Source organism: Rhodocyclus purpureus (assembly GCF_016653115.1).
Classification (GTDB): domain Bacteria; phylum Pseudomonadota; class Gammaproteobacteria; order Burkholderiales; family Rhodocyclaceae; genus Rhodocyclus; species Rhodocyclus purpureus.
Map to the genome: position 1 here is coordinate 124,890 of NZ_NHRX01000061.1, position 8,559 is coordinate 133,448.

At 64.9% G+C, this 8,559-nt stretch carries 11 protein-coding genes; all 11 read left to right on the forward strand.

Going from position 1 to position 8,559, the window contains the following annotated elements:
• Positions 1-71: 71 nt before the first annotated feature.
• On the forward strand, positions 72-2,042 hold the full coding sequence (locus CCR84_RS12755; protein WP_201212870.1) for a phage major capsid protein: 1,971 nt from the start codon (positions 72-74) through the stop codon (positions 2,040-2,042).
• Between the two features lie 71 nt (positions 2,043-2,113).
• On the forward strand, positions 2,114-2,302 hold the full coding sequence (locus CCR84_RS12760; protein WP_201212872.1) for a hypothetical protein: 189 nt from the start codon (positions 2,114-2,116) through the stop codon (positions 2,300-2,302).
• 9 nt (positions 2,303-2,311) lie between these two features.
• Complete coding sequence (locus CCR84_RS12765; RefSeq protein WP_201212874.1) at positions 2,312-2,623, forward strand: head-tail joining protein; 312 nt, start codon at positions 2,312-2,314, stop codon at positions 2,621-2,623.
• A gap of 18 nt (positions 2,624-2,641) precedes the next feature.
• Complete coding sequence (locus tag CCR84_RS12770) at positions 2,642-4,012, forward strand: hypothetical protein (protein WP_201212876.1); 1,371 nt, start codon at positions 2,642-2,644, stop codon at positions 4,010-4,012.
• 9 nt (positions 4,013-4,021) lie between these two features.
• Entirely contained in the window at positions 4,022-4,561 is a 540-nt protein-coding gene (locus CCR84_RS12775) for a hypothetical protein (RefSeq protein ID WP_201212878.1), read from the forward strand.
• Between the two features lie 12 nt (positions 4,562-4,573).
• Complete coding sequence (locus CCR84_RS12780; RefSeq protein WP_201212880.1) at positions 4,574-4,747, forward strand: DUF2635 domain-containing protein; 174 nt, start codon at positions 4,574-4,576, stop codon at positions 4,745-4,747.
• A complete protein-coding gene (locus tag CCR84_RS12785; protein ID WP_207186288.1) occupies positions 4,744-6,234 on the forward strand; it encodes a phage tail sheath C-terminal domain-containing protein in 1,491 nt (496 codons plus the stop codon). The genes CCR84_RS12780 and CCR84_RS12785 overlap by 4 nt, the downstream gene beginning before the upstream one ends.
• A gap of 12 nt (positions 6,235-6,246) precedes the next feature.
• Complete coding sequence (locus CCR84_RS12790) at positions 6,247-6,612, forward strand: phage tail tube protein (RefSeq protein ID WP_201212891.1); 366 nt, start codon at positions 6,247-6,249, stop codon at positions 6,610-6,612.
• A gap of 1 nt (position 6,613) precedes the next feature.
• Positions 6,614-6,886 carry a phage tail assembly protein gene (locus CCR84_RS12795; RefSeq protein ID WP_201212894.1) on the forward strand — a complete coding sequence of 91 codons (273 nt, stop codon included), beginning with the start codon at positions 6,614-6,616 and terminating at the stop codon, positions 6,884-6,886.
• Positions 6,886-6,999, forward strand: coding sequence for a GpE family phage tail protein (locus CCR84_RS16925; RefSeq protein ID WP_420825395.1), 114 nt, complete (start codon positions 6,886-6,888; stop codon positions 6,997-6,999). Before CCR84_RS12795 ends, CCR84_RS16925 begins: the two co-directional genes overlap by 1 nt.
• Before the next feature lie 465 nt (positions 7,000-7,464).
• Positions 7,465-8,559: group II intron reverse transcriptase/maturase (gene ltrA, locus CCR84_RS12805; protein WP_242508715.1), on the forward strand; the 1,095-nt coding region annotated here is incomplete at its 3' end.

Here is an 8,559-nt window from a genome sequence, read left to right on the forward strand (position 1 = left end):
TCGTGCGTCAGTGCACACGTCTGCACACGCCCGTCGGGGGTTACCGGCGGGCTTTTCAATTGGAGATTCCCATGGCAATTCGTCAGCGGCCCGAGAAGATCGGGCCCCAGTGCCGAAGCCTGACGCTGCGCGCCGACGGCGGCGGCCAGGTCGACAGAGAAGCACGCACCCTGCGCTTCCCGTTCAGCTCGGAAGAGCCGGTCGACATGTGGTACGGCACCGAGATCCTGAGCCACGAAAAAGGAGCGATGCGGCAAGGGCAGCGCCAGGCGACGCTGCCGCTCCTCTTCAACCACTGCCGGGACGACCTCCTCGGCGTGGTCGAAGCGATCGAGCTGGGCGCCGACCGCCGCGGCTACTGCACCGTCCGCTTCGGTCGTGACGAGCGGGGCGAGTGGGCCATGCAACAGGCTGACGACGGCGTCCTGGTCAATGCCTCGTTCATGTACCGCGTCTTCAAGTTCCTCGAGGACGTCGAAGAAGAAACCTACACGGCGACCGATTGGGAGCCCTACGAAATCTCGCTCGTGACCGTGCCCGCCGACCCCACCGTGGGCGTCGGGCGCAGTCACGGCGGCGAGGAAGCGCGAGTCGAGATTCAGGTCAAGGAATCAGGCCGCCAACAGCAACCGGCATCTGCCGAATCCCAGGAGCAATCCATGTACACGCAACGTCACACCCTGCAAGACAAGGCGACTGACGGCGCAGCCGGCGGGGCCGGTGGTGCCGTGGTCATCGACGAACCGCAGGTCCGCGCCCAGGGCGCCGAAGCCGAGCGCCGCCGTATCAACGAAATCGACGCCATGTGCCGCGCCCACAAGGTGCCGGACGACATCCGCGCCGGCCTGATCCAGAAGGGCGCCTCCATCGAAGAAGCCCGCGGCGCCGTGCTCGACCTCCAGTTGCAGCGCGCCTCGGCACCGGTCGCCAAGCTCGACGACGGCTACGCCCCCGACCTGTCGACGAAGGAAAAGGCCCGCTACTCGATGCTGCGCGCGATCAACGCCGTCGTCAGCAACTCGTGGAAAGACGCCGGCTTCGAGCTGGAAGTCTCCAACGACATCGGCAAGCGCATGGGCAAGAACACCCAGGGCTTCTTCATGCCGACCAACATCCCGTTCGCCCAGCGTGCGCAGTACGCCGCCGGTGCGCAGGCCACCGGCGGCGCAATGGTCGCCACCAACCTGCTCGCCGGCAGCTTCATCGAAGTCCTGCGCGCCAAGGCCCGCGTCCTGCAACTCGGCGCCACCGTCCTTTCCGGGCTGGTCGGCAACGTCGACATCCCGCGTCAGACCGGCGCCACCAGCACCTTCTGGGTGACGGAAGGCGGCAACCTGACCGAAGCCGAAGCGACCTTCGACAAGGTCAGCCTGGCGCTGAAGAGCATCGGCACCTACTCGGCGATCACTCGGCAGATGCTGCTGCAATCGACGCCCGACATCGAAATGCTGGCCCGTGCCGACCTGATCGCACAGATCGCCCTCGGCATCGACCTTGCTGCGCTGTCCGGTACCGGATCCGGCGGTCAGCCCACCGGCGTCGTCAACGTCGCCGGCGTCGGCTCGGTGATCGGCGGCACCAACGGCGCACAGCTCACCATCGATCACCTGATCGACCTGGAAACCGCGGTCGCCAACGCCAACGCCGACGTCGACAGCATGGCCTACCTGACCAATGCCAAGGCCGTCGGCTGGCTCAAGAAGCTGAAGTCGACCACCGGCCAGTACCTCTGGACCAACCTCCCCGGCGGCCAGCGTTCCGGCACTCCCGGCGAGATCAACGGCTACCCGGTCGCCCGCAGCAACCAGGCGCGCTCCACGCTCACCAAGGGCACGTCGAGCGGCATCTGCTCCGAAGTCATCTTCGGCAACTGGTCCGAACTGATTCTCGGCGAGTGGGGCGTGCTCGAAATCATGCCGAACCCGTACGACGCCACCCTGTTCAAGCAGGGCGGCGTCCTGCTGCGCGCCATGCAATCGGTCGACGTGGCCGTTCGCCACGCCGCCAGTTTCTCGGTCATGACCGACGCGCTGACCGCCTGATCGCGACAGCAGCCCCTCGGGAGCGGGTTGATTGCCCGCTCCCACCCATTACCCGCAAAGGAACCTCCACCATGGCAAGCAAGCGTTATGTCGTCCGCGAAGGCTTCATCTACCGCGTTCGTGACGAAAAGGGCAACGAGAAAACCTATTCCGAAGGCGACATCGTCACCCTCGAACAGGAGATCGGCGACGCTGTTCATCAGCTCGAATACGCCGACGACAAGGATCGCGTCGCAGCGGTCAAGGCCGAGCAGGCATAAGGGGCATCCATGCCTGCATTCGAAACCCTGGCGGCGTTCTTCACCGACTTCGCCGAAGACGCCAGTTGGACCCCGTCCGCCGGCGGTCCTGCCCAGCCCGGCAAAGTGCTCATCGATGCCCCGGACAGCCTGCTGCTCAACGACATGATCGTCACGACGGCAACCACCTTCACCTACCCGCTGGGCCAGTGGCCAGGGCTCGACGAAGGTGAGCGGGTGACGGTCATCGGGGCAAGCGGCAATCAAATCTATCGCTTGCGTACCGGCCCCCAGGGTTTCGACGACGGCTGCCTGCTGCGCGCCGAAGTCGTGAAAATCTGATCGTCCCAGGAGAAGACAGTGGCTCTCACCGACGTGTTTTACAAAGTGCTGAACGGCATAAACAAGCGCCTGAAAGCCATGCCCGACGGAACCTATGCTGAAGTCTTCGCCGGCTACGACCTGCAAGACGACATGCTCAAGGTCAAGTCGGTACAGAAGAAGTTCCGCGATTCCTTCATCGGCGCCTCGCTCGATGCGACGAAATGGGAGACGCCGACGATCGGCTCGGGCGGCAGCGTCGCGGTGGCGGGTGGCGTGCTGACGCTCGGCAGCGGCATCGTCGCCAACGCAGTGACCAGCGTGATCTCGCTCGACACCTACACCATCCCGTTCCGGGTGCAGTGCGGGATGACGCTGTCGCAGCGTATCGCGAACACCGAGTTCTATCTGGAGGCGGTGAGCGTCAACCCGGACACTGGCGTTCCGGACGGGCTGCATTCGATCGCCTGGATGTTCGACGGCACCAGCGCCACACAGGGCAAGTACCTGGTGCAGAACGGCGGTCTGGCCCCGCTGGCATCGGCGGCCTCGACGATCACGACCACGGCCGGTACCGGTTTTTACGAACTGGAACCGTTCGCCGACGAGGCGTGGTTCCATTCGTCGGTGCTCGACGCGACCGGAGCGCGTGCGCAGAGTTACCGGCGCCACCAGCAGATCCCGGACCCGAACGCCGTCTACAAGATCCGGATGCGCTGGAAAAACGGTACGACCGCGCCGGCGTCGAATACCAACGCCGTGATTCAGTTCATCTCGATCCAGGACTATGCCGAACTGACGGCGGAAATTACCGCCGGGCGAGGGCAGGCCGTCGCCGGGCAGGCGCTCGGCGTGCAGGTATGTGGCGGATCGGTGACCGTTTCGGGGTCGGTCACAGCCTCCGGGACGGTCACCGCGTCGAACGTCGCCGGGCCAGTCGCGCACGACGGCGCGCGCGGCGCAACGGCGCCGCTGATCGCGGCTGCGCACGCAAGGTCATCGGCGTATCCGACGGTCGCCAACGGCGATGTCGCTGACCTGGTCACGACGCTGCAGGGCGTGCAGGTGGTACGACCGTGGCAGATCCCGGAGCTCGAGTGGGCGTATGCCGCCGCCGCGGGCGGGGTCGTCAATACGACCGACGTCGTTCTCGCCGTTGCGGCCGGCGCCGGGCTGCGACTCTACCTGACATCGATGAGCCTCAGTAACGCGTCCGCGGTGGCCACCGAGGTCGTCGTCAAGGATGGCGCGACGGTGATCTGGCGCGGGCATCTGCCGGCCAACGCGCCGATGTCCGAAATCATGTTCAGCAACCCGCTGAAGAGCACGGCAAACACGGCGCTGAATTTCGCCTGTCTCACCGCCGGCGCGGCCGTCTATGTCAACGCGCAGGGCTTCATCGCCGCCTGAGGAAATTGAATGCACACTCGCCAGAAAATCCGCGACCAGGTCAGGCAACTGCTGGCCGCGCATCCGGGCCTCGCCAACTGCTACACCGGACGCGTGCAGCCGACCTCGACCGACAAGCTGCCCTTCGCCAATGTCGAGACCGGCGGCGAAACGGCGGAGCGGCACAGCGACCAGTTCAGCGAGCTGCGCACGGTACGGGTGTACGTCCGCCTGTACGCAAGCGCTGACGAGCACCTCGACGACACCCTCGACGCACTGGCCGAAACGGTGGAAAGCCTGCTCTCCCTCGATCAGACGCTCGGCGGCATCAGTGAGACCTTCGAGTACAAGGGCGCCGACCCGGACACCGCCAGCGCAGCGAATGTCGAGGCCGGGTCGCTCGCCCTCGAATACGAATGCAAGTACGTCTGGTCGCCAGCGCCCGCAGTCGATGACTTCGGCACGGCGGTCGTCGAGATCGACATGTCGAGCCCGCGTAACGACCCGCCGGCGCCGACCGTCCCCGACGGCCAGATCGACGCGGCTGCTCGCATCACCCTTTCATCCTGACCGGAGACTGCAATGCAAATCTACCCCGTACCGGGGCGCCTGGTGCGCGACCCGGTGACCGGCCGCGAAGTGACGGCGGCTACCGAAGTTCCTGACCACGACACGTTCTGGATTCGCCGCCTCGCCGACGGCGACGTATCCCTCACCGACAGCGCAATGCCGTCCGCAAGCCAAGGAGCTGAATGATGCCCGGCGCCCAGATTTCCTTCAATCAGATCCCGGTCAACCTGCTGACCCCGGGGCAGTACGTCGAATTCGACAACTCCAAAGCCATCGGTGGGCTGGTCAACATGCCGCAGCGCATCCTGCTGATTGCCCCGATGCTCGCCGCCGGCACCGACGTCGCCAACGTCCCGTTCCAGATGGACAACCTGGCCAACGCCACCACCAAGCTCGGCCGTGGCTCGATCGGCGCCGCCATGGTCGGCGCACTGCTGGCCGTCACCGACACCATCGAGACCTGGGTGCTGCCGGTCGCCGACTCCGCCGGCGGCGTCCAGGCGACGGGAACCATCGTCGTCGCCGGCGCGCCGACCGAAGCCGGGACGCTCAACCTCTACGTTGCCGGCACCCGCGTGCAGGTAGCCGTCGCCACGACTGACACCGCCACCAGCGTCGCCACGGCCATCGCCGCCGCGATCAACGCCAACGGCGACCTGCCGGTGACCGCGACCAGCGCGACCGCCACCGTCACGCTCACCTGTCGGCACAAGGGAACGCTCGGCAACGACATCGACCTGCGGGCGAACTACTACCCGCTGTCGGAGAAGACCCCGGCCGGCCTCACCCTGACCATCGCCGCAGCGCTTTCCGGCGGTACCGGCGACCCGGCGATCTCGGCCGCGCTGGCCAACATCGGCGCCACCCAGTACAACACCCTCATCATGGCGTACAACGACGACGCCAACCTCGCACTGATCGAGACCGAACTCGACACCCGCTGGGGGCCGCTCTACCAGAACGACGGCCACTGCCACGTCGGCTTCCGCGGCACGGTCGGCAGCATCAACACCAAGCTGTCGACCCGAAACAACCCCCACGTCACCCTGTGGACGGTCGAGACCGGCGGCGAGCCGCAGCCGATCTGGGAGAAGGCCGCGCTCGGTGGCGCCATCGCCGCCTACTACCTCGCCATCGACCCGGCACGCCCGCTGCAGACCCTGGCGATGCCCGGCCGGCTGCCGGCCTCGATGGAAAAGCGCTTCACCCGTGCCGAGCGGAACAACATCCTCTCCTACGGCGGCGCCACCACCATCGTCGACGCCGGCGGCAACGTCGTCGTCGAACGCGCGGTGACCACCTACGTGCACAACTCGGGCGGCTTCGTCGACCCCAGCTACCGCGACATCGAGACGATGTACACGCTGTCGCTCCTGCGCTATCAGGTGCGCGCGCGCATCGCGCAGAAGTTCCCGCGCTACAAGCTGGCGAACGACGGCACCCAGTTCGCGCCGGGTCAGGCGGTGGTCACGCCGAAGATCATCAAGGCCGAGATGATCGCGCTCTTCCGCGACTGGGAAGACGCCGGGCTGGTCGAGGACATCGACCAGTTCAAGGCCGACCTGCTGGTGGCCCGCAACTCGACCGACGTCAATCGCGTCGACGTGCTGCTGCCGCCGAACATCGTCAACCAGTTCCGCGTCTTCGCGGCGCAGATCCAGTTCAGACTGTAAGGAGTCAAGGACATGGCAGGAAAACAGATTCTCGGTCGCGCCTTCGTGCGCGTGAACGGGCAGACGATTGCGAGCCTTCCCGGTTCGGCCAAGCTCAACCCCGGCGGCGTCGAGCGTTCCCCGGTGGTCGGCGACTTCGGCTTCCTCGGCTTCTCCGAGAAGCCGGTGCACGGCGAGATCGAATGCGAGATCGCCGTCTCGTCCGACACCGACATCGCCGCCCTCAACAACACCACCGATGCCTCCATCACCTTCGAAGGCGACACCGGGCAGGTCTGGATCATGCGCGGCGGCGCCCTGGCGACGCCGGTCAATGTCCAGTCCGGCGACGGCAAGGCGCAGGTGAAGTTCATCGGTGCGCAGATCGAGCAGGTGTGAGATGACGACCTTCAAACTTGAATACCCGATCACCGCGCCGGACGGAACCGTCATCACCGAGCTGCAACTCCGGCGCCTCAAGGGCAAGGAAATGAAGACGGTCGACGTGCAGCCGTCGGACGGCAAGATGGGCGCAGCGCTCAAGTACGTGGCGCTGATGAACAACCTGCCGCCGTCGGTGCTCGACGAGATCGACGGCGCCGACATGCTCGACCTGATCGGAGAAGCCGCCCCTTTTTTGGTACGTGGAATTGGCGCGATGCAATCGTCCTGATCGCGTGGACCTTCCATTTCCCGCCGAGCGATCTGTGGGAAATGGACGCCGCCGAGCTCGACTTCTGGGCTGACGAAGCCAAGCGCATTGCGGATGCCCGGCGTTCGGACTAGGATAGGCGCATGGACCTCATGCGCCGCTTCTTCTCCGTGCGCCCGGCAGGGCGCACTCACTTGGAGGTGAAAGTCCTCTACTCGCCCGACAAGGGGAAGAGTTAGCCGAACGGCAAGGGTGTTCCGGGCGACTGGAAATCTGAAGGAAGCTGAAGGCAAAGCGCTGGCCTGACGAACAGGAAGCGGATACGAGGCGGCACGGCGGGGTGAGCAGGCGGATATCTGTGAAGCCCGAAACTTGTACGGAACGCCGTGACGTATATCCGACAGGTATAAGCGTGAAGGTGGGTGCGCAATACCCGGGGAGATCTGCACGGGTGCCGAGGGCAACCTCCGTGCTACTGACATCGAGAGGTGTCGGGAAGCCCATGCAGAAGTCAGCAGAGGTCATAGTAGGCGTCAGCACGAGCCGAAGGGCCGAACATTGAAAGCCGCAAGTAGGCGGCGGGAACACACGTCCAGTCGATGAAGGCAGAAGATTCGCGGCAAGCGGATACCGGCGAAGAGGAATCGGGGCGGAACCCCGAGGGGGCTTTGCACGGCGCCGAGGCTGATGTGACGACCCGTCCGCGGACGAAAGCGGAGTGGAAGCAGGAAAGCAGGCTGATGGACGTCATGTGCGAACGTGGCAACCTGATGCTCGCCTATCAGCGGGTGGTCGAGAACAAGGGTGCTGCCGGTGTCGATGGCATCGGTATCGCCGGGTTCAAGGATCATCTCAAGCAACACTGGCCGACGATCAAGGCCAAGCTGCTGGCGGGGGAGTACATGCCTTCGCCGGTGCGCCGGGTGGACATACCGAAGCCGCAAGGTGGGGTGAGGACACTCGGCATCCCGACGCTGACGGATCGGCTGATCCAGCAAGCGTTGCATCAAGTGCTCTCGCCGATCTTCGAGGCCGACTTCTCCGATTCGAGCTACGGCTTCCGACCGGGAAGGAGTGCCCATCAAGCGGTCAAGGCGGCCAGGCAGTACGTCGCCGAGGGTCGCAGGGTGGTGGTGGACATGGACTTGGAGAAATTCTTCGACCGGGTCAACCATGATCTGCTGATGGAGAAACTCTCGAAGAAGATCGACGATGGACGAGTGCTTCGCCTCATCCGCCGGTACCTCGAAGCGGAGATGATGGCAGAGGGGATCGTATCCCAACGGACCGAGGGAACGCCGCAAGGCGGTCCGCTGAGTCCGCTGCTATCGAACATCCTGCTGACGGAACTGGATCGGGAACTGGAAAGCCGGGGCCACGCCTTCTGCCGCTACGCCGATGACTGCAACATCTATGTCAAAAGCCAGCAGGCAGGAGAACGGGTCATGGCGAGCATCACCCGGTTTCTGGCGGACATGCTCAAGCTCACGGTGAATGCGGCCAAGAGCGCGGTAGCGAGTCCGTGGAAGAGGAAGTTTCTCGGTTATAGTCTGACATGGCACAAGGCCCCGAAACTGAGGATTGCGCCGACCAGCCTGAAGAGGCTGGAAGACAAAATCCGTGAAGTGCTCAAGGGTGCGCGAGGGCGCAGCCTGACGAAAGTCATCACCGAACTCAACCCGATCCTGCGTGGC